The organism is Streptomyces sp. NBC_01506 (genome assembly GCF_045040295.1).
Lineage (GTDB): Bacteria > Actinomycetota > Actinomycetes > Streptomycetales > Streptomycetaceae > Streptomyces.
Genome location: NZ_CP109422.1, coordinates 1 through 20671, shown reverse-complemented (window position 1 = coordinate 20671; position 20671 = coordinate 1). Strand labels below are relative to the sequence as shown.

The window sequence follows — 20671 nt, the reverse complement described above, 5'->3', positions numbered from 1 at the left end:
TGCGGAAGGCGTGGCAGGGGGTGTCGGACTGACCGCTCTCCTGGTGGCCGCGGCACGGGCGATCGAGACCCACCGCCACGACACCCTGGCACAGGACCTCTACGCGGAGCACTTCGTACGCGCCGCACCGGCGTGCGCCGGCTGGCCGGTACGCATCGAGCAGGCCCAGGACGGGGACGCGAACCCGCTGTGGGGGCGCTTCGCACGCTACTTCGGCCTGCGCACGAGGGTCCTCGACGACTTCCTCCTGCGCTCGGTGCACACCGGCGGCGCCCGCCAGGTGGTCCTGCTCGGCGCGGGCCTGGACTCACGGGCCTTCCGCCTCGACTGGCCGCCGGGCCGTGTGGTCTTCGAGATCGACCGGCCCGGCGTGCTGGCGTTCAAACACACCGTGCTGCACGCGCTGTCGGCCACCGCGAAGGCGGCGCGCGTCGTTGTCCCGGTCGATCTGCGCGCCGACTGGGCCGCGGCACTGGCCGGCGCCGGCTTCGACACATCCCAGCCCAGCGTCTGGCTGGCGGAAGGGCTGATGTTCTACCTGCCCCCCGCCGCCGAGACCAACCTCATCGACACGGTGGACCGGCTGAGCACCCGGGGAAGCGCTCTCGCGTTCGAGGTCAAGCTCGACAGAGACCTGCTGGAATACCGCGACAGCCCGCTCTACACCTCCACGACCCGCCAGATCGGCATCGACCTGCTCAGCCTGTTCGACACCCGGCCACGCCCCGACTCCGCCGGCCGTCTGACACACCGGGGCTGGTCCGCCTCGGTCCGCACCCCCTTCGACTTCACCCGCCACCACGGCCGCGGCCCCCTGCCCGAACCCGACGACGCCCTGGCGGGCAACCGATGGGTATTCGCGACCAGAGCCCGCCCGTAACACCCGCACCGGCACAGCGGCGGAGCCCACTACCCTCGAAACGCACTGGAGTTGACGAACAACCAGAGAAAGATGAAATGTTCTGACATCACGGGAGCGTCGCAGCCGTCGATCCGGCCGGGCGCGCCCGCAGCAGACACCCGTTCCACCGAGAACGCACCGGGGCCCACCTCTGCCCCCGGACCTGGTGACGCCGCCGCCGACTTCGCACCGGCCCCGCGGAACGGGCGTCACCCGCGGAGTTCCCGGACACTCCCGCCGCCGCCCTCCAGGCGCGCCACAACTGTGTGACATGAACCACACCCCACCGGAACGGCCGTTTGCTTTCTTCACGCAAACCCACGAAGTGGACTGGTCCAATTCACGCGCACGCAGGTCAGCGAAGACCAACAAGACACCACCCGGAGGGTGTTGGCACCGAATCGCGCACGCGAACAGATATTCGCCCCCAGGGGATCGCCCTGCGTAGTTCTTTCTCGCATTGCCCGTGCACACATCACGACGCCCGGCAGTCATCTCGGTGGAGGGCGCACAACAGCGCACTCCCGGGCCCTCGTTCTGGGGGGAACGCGCACCGGGCCCGTCTTGCCTCAGGAGGGGAATCCACCAGCCGATGACCATCGAACTCGCCGGGGACGTGACCATGCTCGCTGTCGCGGTCCGGGTCTTCGGACGCGACGCCGTCGCCCTGCTGCGCAGGATGGCCGCCGCGGGCGTACGCGCCGGCGTCACGGAGATGAACCGCCATCACCACGAAGGGAGCGGCGGCCGGTGACCGAAGAATCCACCCCGCGCACCCCCGGCGCCACGCCGATGCCCCGCCACCCCCACCACCTGCCCCTGGACTTCGCCGCGTTCCACCAGATGCACCGGCCCGGCTACGTGCGCTACGCCAAGTCGTTCCTGCACAACTGGGCCGACGCCGAAGAAGCCACCGACGCGGCCTTCGAACGGATCTACCGCCGATGGCACCGCGTCCTGGCCAGCGAGAACCACGAGGCGTACGCGTGGCAGATCCTGCGCAACCAGGTCCACGACCACGACAAGGCCCGCCGCCGCCGGCCCCTGCTGGACGCGGCCGCCTTCGACACCGCCGCCCTGCGCGAAACGACCGACCCCATCGGCCAGTTGACCGAATCCCTGACCCTGCTACGGGCGTTCCGCGAACTCACCGACCGCCAGCAGGACGTCATGGTCCTGCTCCACCTCCACGACCTCACCCCCGCCGCGATCGCCGACGAACTGGGCATCGCCGCCGCCACCGTCCGCTCGACCGCCCGCTACGCCAGGCTGCGCCTGGCGGCGATCCTCGACCCGGACCGCACCACGGAGGGACACACCGATGACCTCGCACATTGAGGACCTGCTCTCTCGTGCCCGCCTGGTCCACGAGCCCTACACCCAGGCCGACATCGACGCCGCCGAACGGCGCCTGGCCGCCCGCATCGCCCGCTCGCTGCCGCTCCCCGTACCGCCCGAGCCGGCCACACGGGACGAACGCACCGCCGCACGCGATCTGCGGACCCTGTGCGAGACGGTCGTCGCCTCCACCGCCCTGGACGTCCTGGGCGACGCCTTCGTCCTCGCCCAGCCCCTCCCCGACCCGCAGGGCGCCCGCGTGCTGGGCTGCATCCTGCGGCTCACCCGCTCCCACGAAGCCGCCCGCGACTGGTGGCAGTACGCCGCCGGCGACGGCGACGCCGCCGCCGCCTACTGCCTCCACCTGCACCACCTCGCCCGCGGCGAACTCACCGAAGCCCGCTGGTGGCACACCCAGGCCGAGCGCACCGCGACACCCACGCCCGCGCACACACAACCCCCGCCCGCCGGCCCCGGCACCCCTGCCCCCGGCGTTCCCTTCGGCATCACCACCGTGCTCGACCAGGCGGCACTCACCGACTTCACCATCCTGCCCACGACCCTGCGCCTGATCAACGCACTGAGAAACGCCGGACGCGACGCCGTCACCGAATGGCCCACGGCCCTGCGCGCCCTCCTGGACTACGTACCCGCCGCCGTCGGCTACGTCGACGAAGACCTGGACCTGCCCCTGCCCGACCCGGGGTTCACCGACCGGATCCGCGCCCTGACCGCCCGCCGCCCCAAGACCCCCACCACCCGGCACCACGGGAAGAACACACTGCCCGAACGGACACCCCCGTGCCGCCGACAGGAGAAAACCCGCACCTGACACCCCCCCCCGCCCCCACGGCTGTCAGCACGACGGCCCGCGCCCCGCGGCCGAGCGGGCGACATACCCCTGCCCGTACCCGACGTCGCCGACTCCGGGGGAGCGGGGCCGATCCGGACGGCGAGCCGGCCCGGCGCCCGGCGCCCGCCACCGCTGACGGAGGCGACACGCTGTCGTCCAAGAGGGGGCGCCCGCCCGGCCGGTGACGCGTGCCCACCGGCGACACCGCGGACCTCGGCCCGCCCCGCGGACTGCCGGCCGCCCGAACACCTCACCGCAGACCAGAGCGCCGCAACGCGCGCCCGAGCCGGTGCGCCACCGCCCCGCACCCGGCCGACGCACCGTCACCCAGGCTCCGGACCGGTCCCCGACGCAAAGTGCCGAGAGCCGGGAGACCGCATGAGCAAGCCCACCACGTCCGGTCCGCACCGCCGGTCACTGCCGCAAGCGGCGATACAAGCCCCCTGTACCGCGGCCCGGACGACCGGCACCACCAGGTCGAAAAAGTCGCTTACTACGCGCACGCGGTCGCGCCACAGCCGGTTTGCATCCGGCCACGGCGACGGTACGCCCCTGATCGCCGTCCACGGCTCCCCGCTCGCCGGCGCACCCCTCGAAGCGATGACGCCTCACGGCCCGGTACACATCCTGCGCCCCGAGTCCCTCGCGCCCACGCCGGCCAACGCCCCCGGGACACCGGACGCCTGGCGCGCGCGGGCGGTGGCCGGACAGGTGGGCCGGGTGCCGGCCCCGTACGCGGACCCCGGGCAGCGACAGGGCCACCGACCGGCAGGCGAAGAAGCCGTACGACACCGCAGACCCCCGCCACAACCCCCGCCGCAGACCCCCGCGAGCGCGACAGCCACAGCGCCGACGACACCCCTCACGACCACCGCATCCCGACCTCGGACAACCGCTCCACCCGCTCCGGCGACAACGAAGCAGCCCTGCTGCGCTGGTTGCCCACCCACGCCCCCAGCCGCAACCGCACCTGACTGCCGTCCCCGGACAGCACCGTCTCCACATGCCCCCTCGGCACCCGCAGGTGCCCCTCACGCGCGTAGTACCGACGCGCCGCGGCGAGATGCGCAGCCCACCTGTCCGCCTGCGTACGGCGCACCCCCGGCCTCTCGCCCTCACCCGCGGGCCCGACCCCCAGCACCTGCTCACACATCCACCGCTGCACACCGGTGAGCCCGTCCCACCCGAGCCGCACCGACCGCACCCACCGCCCCAGATCCTCACCCTGGCGCACGACCACGCCCGGCGACAGAGGCAACGCCCCGCCCTGCCCCAAGTGAAGCCGGACCAGGTGAAAACAGCGCTGCCACTCCACCGGCCAGGCCGGACACCACGACGGATCGATCTGCGCCAACTGCTCACGCCGCCACCTCGGCATCGCCCACACCACCGGCACCACCGGCAGACCACCGGCACGCCGCCGCTCGTTGTCCACAGCCCTGCGGGCAGCCGCCCGCGCGTTCTTCAGCCAGACCCCCACCCGCACACCCCGGTACGTGGCGTCCAGCGGCGCCAGCAGATGCCCGTGCTCCGCCGCCCACCCACGCGCGGCATCCAGACCCTCCTGCCACGCGACATCGAGACGGCTCCAGACCATGCCGAGTCTCTCCAACTGCCCCACGCGCTCCTCACCCAACTCCCCCTGGGCACACAACCGCCTGGCATCGGCGATCCACTGCCCCAGCGGAAAACCGGACAGCGAAGCCGGCCACCCCCCGGCCCCCACCACCCGCCCACCCCCGGCCGGGACACGAAAGGTGAACGGCACACGCAGATCACCGTGTACGCGGGCGTAGACGACAGCCGCCTCCACCCCACGCCGCCAGTGCTCACGCTCCGGATCCACCACCCGCAAACTGATGAACGCGGCCAGAACAGCCGGATCACGCGGCGTACTGAACCTCAGCAACCGCCGGGCCGGCCCCGACAGCCCACCCCGCCCCCGCGCACCCTCCCTAACGGGGGCGTACACCCCCGGAACCTGCCGCACCGCCAACTGCTCCACCACCCGGGCATCGTGCGCCCTCAGAGCCTCCAGCAGCTTCGCCAGCCCACCGTACGCCCGCGACGTCAGCATGCTGTCGGCCGTCTCACCCGGCCCGAGCAGAACCGGCACCACGAGCGACGCCACCTTGCCCTCACCCGGCCGCATCCGCAGCGCCCGCCCCACCGCCTGCACAAGATCCGGCATCGAACCACGCACATCCGCCCAGAACACCGAATCACAGTTCACGGTGTCGACACCCTCACCCAGCACCTTCACCGAACACAGAAAGCACTTCTCCACGACCGTGCCGTCCGCCGCGACCCCGGCGGCGAACTCGTCCAGCACCCGCCGCCGGTGAACCGGCCCGTGCTCCCCGCACAACCACTGCGCCCAGACCTCGCGCGGATACAACCGCGGCTCACCGGCACGCAGTTGAGCGGCGACCCGCGGCAGACCGGCCGCGAACGCCTCGGCCTCCCGCACCACATGATGGAACACCAGCGTCCGCCGGAACCCCTCCTGCGCCGACGCCTTCACCAACGCCGTCTGCAACGCGGCAAGCCGGGCCCCGCGCACCCGGTCCGAGCGCCCCTCCACACCCAGGAGCTGCGCGGCCTGAAGCCGGGCATCGGTGATATCCACACACACCACCTGGTACGGCGCACACACCCCCCGGTCGATCGCCTCCGACAACGTCAGCGTGTAACACCTGCCGCCGAACGGCCCGTCAGGATCGTCCTCCATACTCGCCACCAACCCACCCGCCACACCCGCCACACCCGCCACACCCGCCACACCCGCACCGCCCTCACCGCCCTCACCGTCCTCGTCCACCTGCCACAGCCGGGGCGTCGCCGTCATGTACAGCCGGCGCAACGACGGAATACGGGCGTTGTCATGGACAACCGCCCACGGCTTCCCGATCCGCCCGGACACCCGGTGCGCCTCATCCACCACCACCAGGTCCCAGCCCGCGAGACCGGCCGCATGCGCCCGCTCCAGCGTGCCCAGACCCACCGCGGCGTACGTGGCGAACACCGTGACCTTCTCCAGGCCCCCCGTCCACTCCACCAACTCGCCCGCATCCGTGGTACAGGGAAAACCCGCCTCCCCCTCCCGCAGCGAGCACACCCCGACCACCGGCCCCCCACGCCCGCCCTCCCGCCACCCGGCCTCGCTCTGAGCGAGCAGATCCAGACCCGGCACGAGCACCAGCACCCGGCCCGCACGCAACTCCCGCGCGCTGCGCACCGCCACCCTCGTCTTCCCCGACCCGGTCGCCATGATCACCTGCGTCCGGAGCCCCCGCTCGGGCACCCGTGAACCCGCCGGCAGCTCAAGCGCACGCACAACCGCGTCAACGGCTTCCCGCTGGACGGCCTCCCGCTGATCCGCACGGCCCGCGCCCGCCATATCCGTCCGCCCTGTCGAAAAACCCCCGGCAAGCCCTGAGCCCATAGCCTATCCGCAGAACAGAATGAAGCACGCGTAGGACCGGGCAGACTCACCGCCATGGACAGACACAGCACACAGAACCGGACACTGACGGTCGACGGGGAGACGTTCGAGGTCACCGAACGCCCCGGCGAACCAGGCACCTACGACTTCACCTGGCTGTCCGGCCCCCACCCCGGATACGGCTTCACCTCCGCGGTACGGCCGGCCACAGCCCTGAGCGCGCGGGAACTGGAGCAGTCGGCCCGGGACTTCCTGGCACAGGTCGACCCCACCACCGGCCACATCGAATAGCCCCCACCCACCCATCCACCCATCCACCCACCCCCACGACACGGCACGGCACGCCGCGCCGCGTTCCCCGCTCCGCGCGGCCACCGCGCCGTCGCCGAGCACTCACCGCCCCGGATCACACGCCACCCGGGCCGGCGGGGCGAGCCGTCGCGAGGAGACGGCGCAGTGAGGCATGGGCCGGCGGACCCCAGGTGGACTTCCCGTTGGGACGGCCCCGGTCACCGTCCTCCCCGATCAGAATGCCGGCGAGGGCACGCAGCACCGCCCAGCCGCGCGCCCGGCGCAGCGTCGCGGCATCGGCGGCCGGCCGGTAGGCCAGGTGAAAACCGGGCGCCGCCCCCTCGGGCAGCAGGATCCAAGGAGCGGCAAGGTCGCAGGCGGGGTCGCCCGCACAGAGATCCCCGAAATCGATCACACCGCACAAGGTGCCGTCCGCCGTCAGAACATTCGCGGGATGAAGATCACCATGGAGCCACAGCGGCGGGCCCTGCCACGCGGGCGCGCTGACGGCGTCCTCCCACACCGCCCGGACAGCCTCCGGATCAGGAATCAGCCCGAGCCCGGTGGCCGAGGCGAGTTGCCTCTCGAACTGCCCGGTGTGCTCGGCCGGCGGCCTCCCGCGCCCGAGACGGCCGACAGGCGCCCCCTGCGGCGCGGGTCGGTGAAGGACCGTCAGGAAACGAGCCAGCGCGCCGGCCGCCTCAGCCGCCCGCGTGACCGGGACGCTGTCGGCAGGACTACCGGCCACCCAGGTGGTCACAAGCCAGGGACGCGGAAACCGTTCGGAGGGCTCACCGATACGCTGCGGAACAGGGACCGGCAGACAAAGCCGCGGAGCCAGGACAGGCAGCCACGCGTACTCCTTGCGCAGCAGCTCGTCCGCGGACCCGGTCGCCCAGGGCAGCCGAACGGCGAGATTGTCGCCGAGCCGCCACACCTGGTTGTCCCACCCGCGCGCACCCAGCCGCAAAGGAAGATGGGCCAAATCGGGGTGCTGCTCCCGCAACAGGTCCCGGACCAACTCCGCCGTGATGTCGACCCCGGTACCGATCATGCCGAGCAACGATAGTCGGCTCCGCCAGGGGCTCCGTACCGACCCTGCGACGGGGAGCCGACCGTCCGCAGGGTCCGACACGTCAGGCCCTAGTCTTGCCGGATGCGTATCGGGGGCACCGGGGAAAACGGCAACAACGGCGACGGTAACGGCGACGGCGGTGACACGCAGAGTCCTGCCGCCCGTCCGGGGCTCCGAGGCCGGCTGCCCCGAGCAAGGAAGCACCAACTCCTCCTGGTGGGAACGGCGTTCGCCGTGCTGGTGGCGGCCACCGTCGCCGTCGTGGTGGCCGTCACCGGTGACGAGGACGGCGAGAAGTGCCATGAGGTGCCCCCATCGGTCCGGGCACTCGCCGACAACCCCGCAGCGGCCACGAAGGCTCTGGATCCCGGGGACGACCTCGACAAGATCTCGTCCGCGGCACATCTGCTGGCACACGACACGGTGTGCGGCGACGGGGCCCGCGTGCTCGGCCGCGTCGTGGACGCGGGCACCCGCGCCGCAGCACCCGGCAAGCCGCACACCGCGGCGCAGGCCCGCAGCGCCTACGCGGTGGCAGCGGCCCTGAGCGGCCAGGAGATCCCGGCGGGACTGGCGCCGGGGGTGGCGCGGATGCTGGCCGAGTACGTCGTGGACGCCGGACGGGCCGACGACCTGGGCACCAGTGACGCGACCGGCCCCATCGCCCTGCCCAACGAGGCCCTGCCCGACATGAACGGCTTTACGGAACTCGGCCGCTTCCTCGCGCCCGGCGAGGTGCACACCAGATTCGAGTACGGCGACTACGACGCGGACACGGACATGAGGACCCTGGTGGCCGAACTCACCGAGGACCCTGAGGCGTTCGCCGTTCTCTACGACGCCGAACGCGCCAATCTGGCCGCCTACCTGGAGCGGCTGACCGACGACGGCGGTGACCCCGACTACCGCCCCTCCCCAGACGACCGATCGGGACCGACAGCCTGGCCGGACAACGACCTCCAGGACCTCGCGGGCCGGGTCGGCACCCTGATGAAACACCGCGCCAACCACACCAGGGACGGCACGATCCCCGACCTCGACGCCTTCGACCGGTCCGTACGCGCACACACCCGGGGCACGTTCCGCCCGGCCGGCAAACAGATCAAGACCCGCCTCCCGGTGGGCGACATAGCCGCCCGGCCCGTTACCGGCCCCCCACGGGGCGATCTGATGGACGGCCGCGACCAGATGTTCACCGTGCTGGACCGATGGGCCGAGCAACGCCACGTACCCGACCGGCGAGCGGCCGCCATGCGGCAGTTGATGGACGACTTCTACGTCCGGGGCCTGTGGCTCAGGTAATCGCGCCGTGTCAGGAGTGGAACCGCAGGTCCGTGCAGCCGTGGCGGCGGACCTCGTCCCGCGCGAACTCCTCGAACATCCGCTCCTTGGCCGCCGCGCTCACCCCGGGGATGTCATCCGAACCGCTGACGGCGTAGTTGGCCCCCTCACCGTCGCAGCGGGCGCTCGCGGTTCCGGGCCGGGGCCTGCCGTCGTTGTCGTACGCCGTGAGCCGGTTGCTCCAGTCGCCGTACCAGGACACGAAGGCGAGCACCGAGCGGCCCCCCGACGACCCGTCCCCACCCCCCAACGTCAGCTCGCAACGCCCGGTCGGGGCAGCGCTGTTCGCCCCCACCCTGATCCGCCAGTCGCCGCCCTTGGGCAGCCCGGCCCGGGACACCCAGGCACAGTCCGTGCCCGCCGCCTCGGCCACAGGGACCGCCGGCACACCATCCAAGTCACTGGCCGGCGCAACGTCCTTCTCCGGGGGCTCGATCGCCTCGGCACCACAACCCACCTTGTCCGACGCCGAGTTGGCGAACGCCACAGCGATACGGTACGCGGCCCCCGGCGTCTCGGTGGCAATGTCCCGCCCCATGTAGGTCTGCACCATCAGCTTGCGCGGCCGGCCCTGCCCGTCCTTGCCGAGATCCGGGCAGGGCACGAGAAACCGTATGGAGCCGTACTCGTCGATGAAACCGGGCAGACTCCCCGGCAGCGGCTTCTGGTCCTCGAACCCATCGAGGGTGAAGACCGCCATGAACGCCCGGTCCTGCTCATCACGCCGGGTGGACGCCGACATCGTCACGGTCCGTTCCCCGGAGACGTTGTGGCCGTCGAAGGTGAGCGTGCAGGAGTAGGAGCCGAGCGCCTGCCTACGCTTCGACTCCGCGGACTCCAGGCGGGCGTCCACCGGCGTGAGCCCCTTCACAACATCGCGCGGCAGCGCGCCGTCGCACGCCTGACGGACCAACAGCCACTCCCGCACGGACGGCGCGGCCAGATAACCGCCCAGAGCGAGCACGGCCGCAGCCACCACAGAAACCTTCACCCAGCGCCGCATCGTTCCCCCGTCGTACCGGCCACCCGTACGTACCGCCGCACCCTACTCGCCGCCGCCGGAAGGCTGTCAGGGATGTCCCCCGCAGCCGCAGCCCGTCATCGCCACCCCCTCCTGAGGCGGCGCAGTGGCTGCGGCGGCCTCCTCCACCCCCACGAGCAGCCGGCGGCGTTCCTCCGGAGGGATCCACCTGCCGTCGACGACCACGCCGTGGATGCGCCGGGTGTTACGGATGTCACGCAGCGGATCGGCGTCGAGGACGAGCAGATCGGCAGCCTGCCCACGGGCCACGGTACCGACATCGGACAGACCAAGGACGCGGGCCGCGTCCCGCGTGGCCGCGCACAGAACCTCAGCCGCAGTGAGGCCGGCCGCCACGAGCAACGCCAGCTCGTCGTGGAGGGCGAAGCCCGGAACGAGATATCCCGTGCCGGTATCGGTGCCCGCCGCCAGCCGCACACCCGCACCGTGCAACTCGCCCACCAGCCGGAGCCGGTGCGCGAAAATCCGGCGGATCCGCCGCACCTGCTCGGCAGTGCGCCCACCGGTCAGGGCCGCCAGTTGGTCCGGCCAGCTCTCCACCTGCCAGGCGGGCAGATACTTCCACTCCTCGGCCCGGGACACAACGTCGCCCGGCATCTCCAGCGTGCGGTGCACGCTCAGCGTGGGCACCACCGCGGTCCCCCCGGCCGCCAGACTCCGGAAAAGGACATCCGCCCGGTCCCGGTCGTAGCCCTGCACCGCCCGCCACTCGAGAGGATGCACCTGCTGGAACCAACTGCGATACCGGGACAGGCTGCTGGCGTCGCCCGGGTCGATCCGTACAGCGGCCAGACGGCGCCGTATCTCCTTCTCATGCCGTGAGGTCGCCAGGAGCAGCGCGTGCAGATGCTCGATACTGCGATGACCGGCCGCGCTCGCCTCCGCGATCCGTACGGTGTCCGGGCAGTGCCCCAGATGAGGGATGCCCTGGCGCCGCGCCTCGTCCGCGATGGCGAAGTAGGCCTCGCGGGACAGCCGGGAGTACACCTTGACGAAGTCCGCACCCTCACGCCTGACCTGACGCACGGCACGCCGGGCCCCGGCCGCGTCGCCCACCTCGATGGTCGGACCCACGTCCGCCGCCCAGATCGACGGCGTGCCGTCGACGATGGGACTGCCGACCACCCAGCGGGGGCCGAGCAGCGCACCACTGCGAATCTTCTCGCGCCACTCGTGATGGACCGGCTGGCCCCGCATCTCCCTCACCGTGGTGACCCCGGCGAGGGCGTACAGCGCCGGAACCACCGCCTCCGGGCCGTCGCTGTGGGTGTGCGCCTCGACCAGCCCCGGCATCAGGTACTTGCCGCTCAGGTCGACCGTACGGGTCCCCGGCCGCAGCCGCATGCGTGCGCTCGGGGCCAGTGCGGTGATGCGACCGCTTTCGACGACAACCGTCATACCAGGAGCCGGCGGTGCCCCCGATCCGTCGATCACCGTGACATGAGTGAACGCCAACGGCCCGGTGCCGGCGCCGTTCGCGACCCCCGCCCCCGCCGCACGTGCCGTCCCGGCGACCGCCGCACCCGTCAGCGCCGTACCCGTCACGACGGCGGCCCCGGCCAGGAACCCTCGTCGGGCCAAACCGCGATGCGCCCCCACTGCTGCTCCGGACATGCTGATTCCCCTCCCGCTGGTCAACTCGTCGGACTCGTCCGCCGACCCCCACGACTCTGGCGGACACGGGGCGATGGGACAGTGCGGCCAGACAGCGCATACGGGGGTGTTGCTGGGACCACCGAGGACCGTCCCCGGCACTTTGCCAGCCGGTCGATCACGCCGCCCCAATCCGTACGGCAGGTTCGAGCTGGACATGAACAGCCGCCTCAATCTGGACCCGTCCATCCGGGCGACGGTGCCCGGTCCGCGCAGCTCACAGGGGGAAGCAGCCGCAGTTCCGGCGTGAGACCTGGGCGCCGGTCCCGGCCGGAGCCCAGGCAACGTGCGTGAGCGTCACCAGGAGTGTTGGTGGCACGTCAACTCGACACTTCCTCCCGTCGCCGGTCATCGCTGGCTGTGGCGGGGACGGCGGTGTCGATGAGGACGGCGGCGATGGCGGCGGCGGTGGGGAAGGCGTCGGCGTCGAGGACGCGGGTGCGGGCCGCGGCGCCGTCGATGAGTAGCGCGAGCTGCTCGCCGAGCTGTTCGGGGTCGGCGGCGCCGGCTTCGCGGGCGGTGTCGGCGAGCCGCGCGGCGACGGCTTTCTTGTAGTCGCGTGCGTACTGGGATGCGGGGTGCTGGGGGTCGTGGAGTTCGACGGCGGCGGCGATGTAGGGGCACAGGGGGGTGGTGGGAGGGATGTCGAAGGCGGCGAGGAGCCGTTCGCGGGGCGTGAGGTCGGTGCGGTCGAACACGCCGGACAGAACGGAGGGGTCGAACCTGCGCAGGTACTCGGCGACGAGTTCGTCCTTGCCGGTGAAGTGCTGGTAGGCCGTGCGCTTGGACACTTGGGCCGTGGCGCAAAGCTGGTCCATGCCGGTGCGGTTGATGCCCTGCTCGCGGAACAGTTGCTGGGACGCGCTGATGATGCGCTCGCGGTCATCACCGGCGGCACCACCGGCATGGCGCTGGCAGGCGCGAAGCTGTTCGTCGACGAGGGAGCGCACGTCTTCATCACCGGCCGCCGCCAGGACTCCCTGGACGGGGCCGTGAAGCAGATCGGCCGCAACATCACCGGCGTCCAGGGCGACGCCGCCAACCTGGACGACCTGGACCGCCTGTACGACACCGTCAAGCGGGAGAAGGGAAGCCTCGACGTGCTGTGGGCCAGCGCCGGCGGGGGCGAGCCCGCCCCGCTCGGCGAGATCACCGAGGCCCAGTTCGACACCTGGTTCGGGCTCAACGCCCGCGGCACCCTGTTCACCGTCCAAAAGGCCCTCCCTCTCTTCAACGACGGCGGCTCCATCCTCATGACCGGCTCCAACGCCTCCCTCGGCGCCTTCCCCGGCTGGAGCGTCTACGCCGGCAGCAAGGCCGTCCAGCAGGCATGGGCCCGCGTCTGGCTCAACGAGCTCAAGGACCGCCGCATCCGCGTCAACGTCCTGACCCCCGGCCAGGTCGCCACCGCCAAGCAGGAAGAACTCTTCGACGAGGCCACCAAGCTCCAGTTCGAGTCCCTCATCCCCCGCAGCAAGATGGGCCGCCCCGACGAAATCGCCACCGCCGCCCTCTTCCTCGCCTCCGACGACTCCAGCTACGTCAACGGCATGGAACTCGTCGCCGACGGCGGCACCACCGCCATCTGAACCGAACAACACCCGACCAGGGCAGGACATCTCATGAGCAACATCAGCATCATCGGCACCGGGAACATGGCCCGCACCATCGGCGTGCGGGCAGTAGCGGGCGGCAACAGCGTCGAAGTCATGGGCCGCGATCAGTCCAAGGCCGCTGACCTGGCCAAAGCTCTCGGCAGCGGCACCACGACGGGAAAATGGGGCACCGCCCCGGCCGGGGACATCGTCATCGTGGCCCTGTTGCACGACGGCGTCGTGCCGGTCATCGCCCATTACGCAGACGCTCTCGCGGGCAAGGTCATCGTCGACATCAGCAATCCCTTCAATGCCACGTTCGATGGGCTGGCCCATCACGAGGAGACCTCGATCGCGCAGGAAGCCGCCAAGGTGGCCCCAGCCGGCGCCAGTGTGGTGAAGGCGTTCAACACCGTCTTCCGTCATGTCCTGGAGAAAGGCCGGCCCGACGTCTTCATCGCCGGCGATAGTACGCAGGCCAAGGTAAGTGTGAAGGCGTTCGTCGAGAGCCTCGGGCTGCGCCCGCTGGACGTCGGCAGCCTGAAAATGGCGCACTGGCTGGAAGGAGCGGGCGTGGTCACGGTGGGCCTCGCCAACCACGGGGTGGGTAACTTGGACTTCGCCCTCAGCATCACCGAACTTCCCGTCCCAGTAGACGGTTGACGGATCACCGAAAGGACTCGCCAAGTGAGGCCGTGGCGAGTCGGCGGAGTAGACGGCGGGGCCGGGCCATCCCGTGCGGGCCGGACAACGGCGCGCACATGGCCCGGCACTCCGCCCTCCCACAAACGACGGATTCCTGCTCGACGAAGTCCCCTGGGAGAACTTCCCGCAGGGGTATCACGTCAGGGAGGCCATCCAGATGCTCCACACCCGCGGCCTGCTCGTTCGCACCGGAACGGGTGTTGTGAACGGCATGTGCGCCAACGACATGCACGCGGCCGCCGTGCTTGCCGTGCCGTTCCTGATCCGGATCGCTGCCGATACCCGCCACCCTTACCGTGCCGACACGCTCGCCGAAGTCTCCTCCGATCCGGATCCGCACCGCCTACGCACTGGCCGCCACCACCGACCTCGATCACACGCAGCCACCCCGGAGGACCTGTTCCACGGGCAGTGGCAGGGCCGGCCATCCAAACTCGACGCCTTCAAGCCCTACCTGGATGACCGCTGGAACCAAGGCTGCACGAACGCCTGGACGGTGTGGGAGGAGATCGTGCCGCTTGGCTATCAGGGCAGCTACCAGCGGGTTCGCGCCTATTTCCGGGAGAAGCGGCTCTCGCCGGGCCGCGTCACGGCTCGGCCACCGTCACCCCGGGTCGTCGCCGGATGGATCCTCCGCCGGCCGGAGACCCTCACCGAGACGGAACACCTTCGGCTCAAGGCAGTTCTGGTCCACTGCCCTGAGCTGGACGCACTCACAGGCCACGTCCGCTCCTTCGGCCAGATGCTCACAGAACGCCAGGGCGAACGGCTGCCGCAGTGGCTCGATGCCGTCCGGCGAGACAACCTTCCCGGCCTCCACACACTCGCCGCAGGCATCGACCGTGACCGGGATGCAGTCATCGCCAGCCTCACCCTGCCCTGGAGCTCAGGCGTCGTCGAAGGTCACGCCAACCGAATCATTCTGTGGAATCTGATTTGTCAATATCATGCATATTTGCGCAGGTCCATCGTCCATTCTCGTTGCTCGGCTGTGTCTGGGACGGCGAGCCCGCGAACTCGTTCGATCTGGTTCCAGGCGGTGTCGGGATCGACGCCGTTGAGGATGAGGAGTGCGGCGGCGAGGAGGGATGAGCGTCCGATGCCAGCTCGGCAGTGGGCGACGACGTGTGCGCCTTCGTGTAGCTGTTCGGCGAGTCTGTGCAGGGCGGGCAGGATCGTGGTGAGGTCGGGGACGGTGCGGTCGGGGATGGGGATGGCGACGAACTGCAGCCCGGCCGTGATGGCTGTCCGGGATTCGTCTGCGAGGCCGAGTTCGTCGAGTTCGGGGTCGGTGAGCGCGCAGACCAAGACATCGACGCCGCAGTCTTTCAGCGCGGCCATTTCGTCTTCGAGCCAGTCATTGCCACGGGGTCTGGCCATGGTGCTCAGTTGTCCCGGGCCGGAGAAGTCGATGGTGAAGAGGTCGGGTCGCATGTCAGCAGCACTTTCGGTCGGTGGAGTCAGGTGGTGATCGGACGGTCAGTGGCAGGGGTCGGCCGGGTTCGGCGCGGAGCTCGTTCGGGGTCGGGCCGGCTGGGGTGGCCACCTCTGCGAGGCGCTGGAGAAGCCGGTCGAGGGCGCTCTGGCCGTCGTCGACGGCGGCGCGTTCCTCCTCGGTGAGCGGAATGCTCATGAGCATGCGCTGCAAGTTGGCCTTGGCTTCAACGAGTTGGGCTTTCGTCGATTCCTTGGGTGTGTAGAAGTCGCAGCGAGCGCAGGCCATCCGGTGCTGGCATTGTTCGAAGAACGAGTAAGAGCACAGCCCGTGACCGAGATCGTAGTACTGCCAGGGTTCACCGGTGGCCGCTGCCCCGGAGGTGATGGCGTCGCGATCGAGCAGGACCTCGACCGTGCGGACATTGCGCTCGAAGTACCCGGCCTCGGTGTATGCCTTCGTGAGGGTGTTGGGCGTGATCTTCGCGCAGTACTGGGTGGATTGCGGGGACCGATGTCCGAGCCAGGCTTGCAGCTCGAACAGCGTCATCGGTTCCTTGGCGTTGTAGAGCTGGCTGGCGATGGTGGACCGGGCCCGGTGGCTGGTGATGTTGCCGCGGATGTCGGCGGCCGGGACTCCGGCCTTGCGACAGAGCATCGGGATCATCGTGTTGTTGATGTAGCTGGTGGAGACGCGGCGGGCCCTGATGGCGAACAGCGGGTCGACCAGCTCGCTGGTTCGGCGGTCGGTGAACTTCGGCTGGTCGGGGCGGATGCTCTGCCAGGCGTCGACGGCCTGGCCGAGGATCGGGTCGACCGGCTTGGTGAACGAGGAGCCGGTTTTATGGGTCGGGACGTCGAGCAGGCAGACCACGTCGCGGGCCAGGACCTGCTGCGAGTCGCCGGCAATCGGTGCCCCGTCGTGCTGCCAGCGGATGCAGCCCACCCTCAACCGGGCGATCTCGTCACTGCGTTGGCCGGAGAAAAGCCAGGTCAGCGTGACGGCGCGGACCAGTTCGAAGGGGTAGAAATGCCCGGATCGGGTCTGCGGCAGATCCGCGAGCTCCAGGTTCAGGCCGGCCCACAACAGCTTCGCCCAGATCTCGTCGGCGATCACTCTGGGATCGGGTCCGAGGAGGGCCGTGATGCTGCGGGGGATGGCCAGCGCGCAGTGGATCGAAGCGGCGGGGCAGCCACTCCCATTCCTGGCAGTCCCGGAAGAACGTCCACAGCGCGGTGATCTGCCCGGCCTTGCTGGGCGCTTCCAGTGGCTTGCCGAGACGGTCGCCCAGACCGATCGTGCGCTGGACGTAGTCGCCGACCTTCATCCGGTCCAGCGCGGCGATCCACGAAGCGCAGGTCTGACGCGTCCAGTCGGCCGGATCCGCAGCGTCGGGCTGTTCGGCGGCGATCCACCGGCCGACCTTGAGCAGGTTCGATCGGACGCTGCCGCGAACGCGCGGGGTCAGCGTCGAGGTCGTGTGCCAGCGGTCGGCCCACTGTTCCCAGACCGGCGCGCCACCGGTTGCCCGCGCCGAGTGGCGGCCGGTGCCGGGACGCGGAGGATCACAGAATCCGAGCTCGGCGACCGCCCGCTGCATCGCGTGCAGGGTGTTCAGCCGACTGCCCTCCAGCAACTCGTCGCGGCGGACCCGGTCGAACAACGCCGTGTCCAGATCCTCAAGATGCGGGCTGCGGTCGAGCAGGAACAGATGGCAGGCCACCATCGGCAGCAGCGTGTCCTCGTCCCGGCCGAGCCGGTATCCCCAAGCGCCGAGGACCGCGCGCAGTCGTGCGATCTCGCCGTTGACGCGGTCGCGTCCGAAGATCCTCCAGGCCAGGGTGAGCCGTTGGAAGCTGCCGAGTCGGTGGAACTCGTTGAAGGATCCGAGCAGGTAGGCGTGCGCTGCGAGATAGGGGCGGACCTCGTCGCCTGCCCAGGCGGGCGCGTGCTGGCGGAACTCGGCCTGAGTGCGGCCGAGCAGGTAGGTCCATTCCTGCTCGCTCCAGCCCCAGAAGGTCCGGCCGGTCGCCGCGCACCGCGTCAGCAGCACCGCGACCACATCGAGCATGGCCCGTCGGCGGTGCGGGGTAGGCGGGGAGTCCAGTGCGGCGTTGACCGTCTCCAGCGGGCCCAGCAGCCGCGCTATCACGCGCCAGCCTGGTGCGGACGGGTCGGTCGTGGTACTGCAGTCGTCGCAGATTGCGCACGCCCAGGTCGGCCACGGCCCTGGCCTCGGCAGGTCGCATCACCGCCGCAGCGTCGTCGCGGGGCGGGGAGATCGGCCAGGACCAGCGTTCGGCCCCGTCCTCGGCGGCGGTGGCCGGCAGTGGTGCGGTCACCGCGACACCTCCGCCGTCGTGCCGTCCGCAGACGTGAGCATTTGTATTCGCCAGGCATGGATGTGCTCCATGCCGCGGGCCAGCTTGTCGGCCAGGTCCCGGCCGGACAGGTGGATGTACTGGAGCGTTGAATCGGTGTTGCGGTGGCCGGCGAAGGTCGCGATCGCGTGCAACTCCCAGCCCATCCGGGCCAGATCGGTCAGACACAGGTGCCGGGTGGTGTGGGTGGAGAACCGCGGGACACCGGCCTCCAGGGCGATCCGGCGGACCACCTTCGACCAGGTCCACAGGGCCAGCGGCTGCCCGTGGTTGCGCCGGGACTCCGAAAGGAACAGCGGCCCCCTGGCCCGGCTGACCGTGGCCCGGTGGGCTAGGTAGGCCGACATCAGCACGCCCGTCGACGCCGAGTATGGCACCACCCGCTCCAACCGGTTCTTCGTCGTCTCCGCCCGCACCCTCAGCGTTCGGTGGGCCGGATCAAGGTCACCGGTCCGTAGCGAGCACAACTCCTCTCGCCGCAGCGCGGCATCGTAGGCCAGGGCCAACATCACCCGGTTGCGGACCGGCTCCTCCCGCGCGACCTGCAGGATCCCCAGCCACTGCTGTTCACTGGGGATCCACGGCAGCTTCGTCAGCCGCGGTACCAGCCCGCTGCTGCCCGGCCCGCTGGCGCCCCGGGGTGTAGCGGCCCCGGCCGACCGGGTTCGACTCTCTCAGACCTTCCTCCATGAGGAAGTCGTAGAACAGACGGACTGGCACCAGACGCTGCTGGATGGTGGCGTTGGCCAGTCCTGCCCCCGAGTCGATCGAGACCACATTGGCCCCTCGACGGTGAGGCCGTGAGGTCAATTCCCTTACGTAGACGGCTATATGTGCGCGGTTCGCGGTGACCGGGTCGACGTCCTCCCGCTCGCACATCAGCAGGTACTCGGCCAGCCCGCGGGCGTAGGCATCGATCGTGCGGGGCGCACGTCCGAGATCCATCCAGATCGTCAGCCAGGTCGCCGCCTGCTCGTGCCGGCCGAGCACCGGCCACTTCTCCATCAGCACCGTCGTGGCGCTCAACACATCTCCCAAGTCCGTGGTTGCACCGGAGAGACATGATCACTCCGGCAGATTCCACGTAACTTTTAAGATGCTCAAACGCCAGATGTTCGGCCGGGCCGGCTTCGCCCTCCTGCGCACACGCGTTTTGCTCTACTCGTGAAGCACAGGTCAGACCGCATCATCAAGGAGCCCGAAGCCCTCCGGGAACCCTTCCAGGAACTCCCGCCGCGCGGGGTCGGACTCGGCTTCGGCCATCGTCCCGAGCAGGTCGATCAACTCGTTCCGCTGGTCGCTCGACAGCTTGCCGACCAGGTGGGCGACGCCCTCCAGGACCTTGACCGCGTCGTCCGGATCCATCTGCTCGTCTTCACTGCCCTCGATGAACCACAGGACGTCGACCAAGGCCTCGGCCAGGGCGTGGGTCAGAGACGAGTACACGGGCATCGAGACGGGCTCCCAGCAGGTCACGGCAGCAGAGCCCGGCCATCCCATCACACACCACTGACATCACGCTCAGTCAGCCCTCCACGGAAAGTGAGCCAGAACCCGACTTTTGACGGCGCTGCCGACGACTGTGCTGTCTGAACTCTGGAGAGCCCGGGAGAGGCATGGGACACTTGATCATGCCTGTGACCAACCCGTGGCTGGCCGGCCCGTCCCCGAAGAAGCGACTCGAACCCCAGCGCCTGGAAGAGCGGATACTCAACCTGCTGTCGTCGCAGAACATGTGCGTGATCGCGACGGCCGGACCGGAGGGGCCGCTCGCGACTCCTGTCCGGTATTACCACCTCGACTTCGCGGTGATGTTCTCCGCAGCCGCTGGTTCGCCGAAGATGAGAAACCTTGCTGCGGACCCTCGGGTGTCAGTAGGAATCTTCGCTCCGCTGGTCGGTCAGGCAAGCAGCCGAGGCGCTCAGCTCTTCGGACAGGCTCGCGTGCTGTCCGAAGACGACCCCGATTTCGAGCACTACTGGCCAGCTTTCCGCTGGCAGTCCGACCACGTCGAGCGGTCCCGTTCCCTCGAGGAACCCCCGTTGGGGCCGCTCATCGTGATCGAGGCCGAGCGAATCGTCTATACCGAGCACTGGCTGCGGCGCGAGGGGTTCGCGCCCCGCCAGTTCTGGACCAGATCGGGCAGGTAGCCGCGAACCCCTGTCCTGGTAAGAGCCTCGTGCCTCCCAAACTCATCAACATCACCCGACCGTGGTTCGGGGCGCCTCCCAAACTCATCAACAGGTGACGTCACTACTGCTCGATAAAGCCAATCTTCGGTACGGACACGAGCGGTAGGAGTCAGTGCCGATGAACCGCCACAAGACGCCCCCCGCCCCTCGTAGCCAGCTTGCCCGCGAAGCGGGCCATAAGGGCTTGGAGGCGAAGCCGGAAAGACCGGGCAGGGGAGCGAAGCGGACCTGCCACAAGGGCGCGCAGCGCCCGCAGTCTCTTTCCAGATCCCAAGCGAAGCGCGGGATCTGACGGCCCGAAGGGCCGGCCCCCGCGAAGCGGGGGCAACCCCGTTGCGAAGCAACGGGGTTCCTGAGAAGCGAAGCGCCCCCGCTTCCGCCGAGCGAAGCGAGGCGGTTTATTCCCCAGCGCGCAGCGCTGGGG

General features: G+C 70.1%; 20 protein-coding genes. 9 read left to right on the top strand and 11 right to left on the bottom strand.

The genetic code is table 11. From position 1 onward, the window contains the following. The first annotated feature begins 10 nt into the window (after positions 1 to 10). From OG329_RS00100 to OG329_RS00085, 4 genes are all read left to right on the top strand, one after another. Positions 11 to 880 (top strand): SAM-dependent methyltransferase, encoded by an 870-nt coding sequence (locus OG329_RS00100; protein ID WP_405791503.1) that lies wholly within the window; start codon positions 11 to 13, stop codon positions 878 to 880. 613 nt (positions 881 to 1493) lie between these two features. Further along, positions 1494 to 1655, top strand: coding sequence for a hypothetical protein (locus OG329_RS00095; protein WP_405791501.1), 162 nt, complete (start codon positions 1494 to 1496; stop codon positions 1653 to 1655). Next, on the top strand, positions 1652 to 2239 hold the full coding sequence (locus OG329_RS00090; RefSeq protein WP_405791499.1) for an RNA polymerase sigma factor: 588 nt from the start codon (positions 1652 to 1654) through the stop codon (positions 2237 to 2239). Before OG329_RS00095 ends, OG329_RS00090 begins: the two co-directional genes overlap by 4 nt. Further along, on the top strand, positions 2223 to 3071 hold the full coding sequence (locus OG329_RS00085) for a hypothetical protein (RefSeq protein WP_405791497.1): 849 nt from the start codon (positions 2223 to 2225) through the stop codon (positions 3069 to 3071). The genes OG329_RS00090 and OG329_RS00085 overlap by 17 nt, the downstream gene beginning before the upstream one ends. Positions 3072 to 3954: 883 nt before the next feature. Here the strand turns inward: OG329_RS00085 and OG329_RS00080 are convergent. Further along, positions 3955 to 6492, bottom strand: coding sequence for a Helicase associated domain protein (locus OG329_RS00080; protein WP_405791495.1), 2538 nt, complete (start codon positions 6490 to 6492; stop codon positions 3955 to 3957). A gap of 99 nt (positions 6493 to 6591) precedes the next feature. Here OG329_RS00080 and OG329_RS00075 point away from each other — a divergent pair, with 99 nt between their 5' ends. Then, a complete protein-coding gene (locus OG329_RS00075) occupies positions 6592 to 6828 on the top strand; it encodes a hypothetical protein (protein ID WP_405791493.1) in 237 nt (78 codons plus the stop codon). A gap of 115 nt (positions 6829 to 6943) precedes the next feature. Here OG329_RS00075 and OG329_RS00070 read toward each other — a convergent pair whose 3' ends face one another. After that, entirely contained in the window at positions 6944 to 7882 is a 939-nt protein-coding gene (locus OG329_RS00070; protein ID WP_405791491.1) for an aminoglycoside phosphotransferase family protein, read from the bottom strand. 102 nt (positions 7883 to 7984) lie between these two features. Between OG329_RS00070 and OG329_RS00065 the strand changes: the two genes are divergently transcribed. Continuing rightward, a complete protein-coding gene (locus tag OG329_RS00065) occupies positions 7985 to 9205 on the top strand; it encodes a hypothetical protein (protein WP_405791489.1) in 1221 nt (406 codons plus the stop codon). Between the two features lie 10 nt (positions 9206 to 9215). On the opposite strand, the gene OG329_RS00060 is transcribed toward OG329_RS00065, so the two are convergent. The 3 genes from OG329_RS00060 to OG329_RS00050 form a co-directional block, all read right to left on the bottom strand. Next, positions 9216 to 10220, bottom strand: a complete 1005-nt coding sequence (locus OG329_RS00060; RefSeq protein ID WP_405791487.1) for a hypothetical protein — start codon at positions 10218 to 10220, stop codon at positions 9216 to 9218. 93 nt (positions 10221 to 10313) lie between these two features. Next, positions 10314 to 11900, bottom strand: coding sequence for an amidohydrolase family protein (locus OG329_RS00055; protein WP_405791485.1), 1587 nt, complete (start codon positions 11898 to 11900; stop codon positions 10314 to 10316). A 359-nt stretch (positions 11901 to 12259) separates the two neighbouring features. Continuing rightward, positions 12260 to 12730 (bottom strand): TetR family transcriptional regulator, encoded by a 471-nt coding sequence (locus OG329_RS00050; protein ID WP_405802231.1) that lies wholly within the window; start codon positions 12728 to 12730, stop codon positions 12260 to 12262. Between the two features lie 114 nt (positions 12731 to 12844). Between OG329_RS00050 and OG329_RS00045 the strand changes: the two genes are divergently transcribed. Further along, positions 12845 to 13528 carry an SDR family NAD(P)-dependent oxidoreductase gene (locus OG329_RS00045; protein ID WP_405801598.1) on the top strand — a complete coding sequence of 228 codons (684 nt, stop codon included), beginning with the start codon at positions 12845 to 12847 and terminating at the stop codon, positions 13526 to 13528. 33 nt (positions 13529 to 13561) lie between these two features. After that, positions 13562 to 14197 (top strand): NADPH-dependent F420 reductase, encoded by a 636-nt coding sequence (locus OG329_RS00040; protein WP_405791483.1) that lies wholly within the window; start codon positions 13562 to 13564, stop codon positions 14195 to 14197. Between the two features lie 987 nt (positions 14198 to 15184). On the opposite strand, the gene OG329_RS00035 is transcribed toward OG329_RS00040, so the two are convergent. The 6 genes from OG329_RS00035 to OG329_RS00010 form a co-directional block, all read right to left on the bottom strand. Beyond that, on the bottom strand, positions 15185 to 15673 hold the full coding sequence (locus OG329_RS00035; RefSeq protein ID WP_405791481.1) for a tyrosine protein phosphatase: 489 nt from the start codon (positions 15671 to 15673) through the stop codon (positions 15185 to 15187). A 1-nt stretch (position 15674) separates the two neighbouring features. Continuing rightward, positions 15675 to 16619: a hypothetical protein gene (locus OG329_RS00030; RefSeq protein WP_405801597.1), complete on the bottom strand. Its 945-nt coding sequence runs from the start codon at positions 16617 to 16619 to the stop codon at positions 15675 to 15677. A 19-nt stretch (positions 16620 to 16638) separates the two neighbouring features. Beyond that, a complete protein-coding gene (locus tag OG329_RS00025) occupies positions 16639 to 17745 on the bottom strand; it encodes a hypothetical protein (RefSeq protein WP_405791479.1) in 1107 nt (368 codons plus the stop codon). A 267-nt stretch (positions 17746 to 18012) separates the two neighbouring features. Further along, positions 18013 to 18564, bottom strand: a complete 552-nt coding sequence (locus OG329_RS00020; RefSeq protein ID WP_405791477.1) for a tyrosine-type recombinase/integrase — start codon at positions 18562 to 18564, stop codon at positions 18013 to 18015. Between the two features lie 58 nt (positions 18565 to 18622). After that, positions 18623 to 19081 carry a site-specific integrase gene (locus tag OG329_RS00015; RefSeq protein ID WP_405791475.1) on the bottom strand — a complete coding sequence of 153 codons (459 nt, stop codon included), beginning with the start codon at positions 19079 to 19081 and terminating at the stop codon, positions 18623 to 18625. Positions 19082 to 19231: 150 nt separating this feature from the next. Further along, the gene (locus tag OG329_RS00010; RefSeq protein ID WP_405791473.1) at positions 19232 to 19507 is read right to left on the bottom strand and encodes a hypothetical protein; all 276 of its coding nucleotides are present in this window, start codon (positions 19505 to 19507) and stop codon (positions 19232 to 19234) included. Between the two features lie 179 nt (positions 19508 to 19686). Between OG329_RS00010 and OG329_RS00005 the strand changes: the two genes are divergently transcribed. Beyond that, positions 19687 to 20205 (top strand): pyridoxamine 5'-phosphate oxidase family protein, encoded by a 519-nt coding sequence (locus OG329_RS00005; RefSeq protein WP_405791471.1) that lies wholly within the window; start codon positions 19687 to 19689, stop codon positions 20203 to 20205. Positions 20206 to 20671 lie beyond the last annotated feature (466 nt).